1 protein-coding gene and 1 pseudogene are annotated in these 1383 nt (G+C 70.6%); both read left to right on the forward strand.

Going from position 1 to position 1383, the window contains the following annotated elements; all coding sequences use genetic code 11:
- Positions 1 to 397 (forward strand): annotated as a pseudogene (locus ABD194_RS19605) (hypothetical protein); the annotation flags it as partial.
- A 284-nt stretch (positions 398 to 681) separates the two neighbouring features.
- On the forward strand, positions 682 to 1383 hold a 702-nt coding region (locus ABD194_RS19610; protein ID WP_343994627.1), incomplete at its 3' end, for a hypothetical protein.

Genomic DNA, 1383 nt, shown 5'->3' on the forward strand with positions numbered 1-1383 from the left:
GATGCCGCCCACGAGCACCTCGACGGCACCGCCCACGAGCACGACCACGATGCCCGCTCCGAGCACCACGACCACCACGCCCGGTGGCGGTGGTGGTGGAGGTAACGGAGGCGGCGGTGGCGTCGTCGGCGGCGGTGGCGTCGTCGGCGGCGGTGGCGTCGGCGGCGGCGGCGGCACTGGCGGCGGCGGTGAGCTGGTCGGCGACGCCGCAAGCACCGGTGTCGGCGGCATGGTCGAAGGCGCCGTCACGACCCCCGGCATGGGAGCACCCCACACGGGTGGCGAGGGCGAGCTGTCCTCGAGCAACCGGCTCCTCGGATCGGGCCTTGTGGCGAGCGGACTCGCGCTCGGGGCCGGCGAAGCCCTGCGCCGCCGCCGGGAGAACGCCACCCGCTGACGCCTGCAGTTGCCCGGCCACCGCACATCCCGGCGGCCGGGCAACCAGCGTTCAGGTCAGCCGCACGGAGGCCCGAAGGGGGACCCGAGGGCCCTTTCGGCGAGGTGCGAATCGGACAATCCGGAAAAGCGTGCCCAAATGCTTACAGGCACTTGAAGATCCTTTTAACTTTCTTCGCGATAAAGCCATATTTCTTTACCAAAAGCGGATAGAAAGGGCACGTTCGGGTTTCAGGCGCGGGGGGAAACGATGCGCCGCCACGATTGCTAGGGGACAGCTACATCATGAGCCAGAAGACCGTGCGACTTCCGCGTCGCGTCATTTCGTTCGTCGCTGCTGGGGGGCTCGCGACCGCCGGAGCCGCAGCGCTTGCCACGGGTTGGACCGCCTCGGCGACGCCCGGCGACACCCACCAGGTGTGGGTCTGCGCCTACGTCGGTTCTGGGGACAACAGGGTGCTCAAGCCGGGCAAGAACCCGCTCCAGGTCGACGAGGCCATCCTCGAGAACGGCAAGTTCCGCGGTTCGCAGGACGACGCCGTGATCGTGGACAGCGAGAACGCTGCGTGCCCCGGCGGCACGCCGGCGACGAGCACCACGACGGTCCCGGCCACGACGGAGCCGACCACCACGGAGACCACGACCACGGTCCCGGCCACGACGGAGCCGACCACCACGGTCCCGACCACGACGGAAGCCACCACCACCGTGCCCGGTGGCAACGGGGGTGGCGACGGTGAGGGCGATGACACGCCGACCACCACCGTTCCGCCGACCACCACCATTCCGACGACGACGGAGCCGACGACCACGGAGCCGACGACCCCCGAGCCGACGACCACCGAGCCGACGACCACCGAGCCGACCACGATCCCGCCGACCACCACGGTCCCGACCACGGTCCCGCCGACCACCACGGTCCCGACCACGGTCCCGCCGACCACCACGGTTCCGACCACGGTCCCGCCGACCACCACGGTTCCGACC

Origin of the sequence: Terrabacter terrae, from assembly GCF_039529575.1 — a bacterium.
In the GTDB taxonomy this organism is placed as follows: domain Bacteria; phylum Actinomycetota; class Actinomycetes; order Actinomycetales; family Dermatophilaceae; genus Terrabacter; species Terrabacter terrae.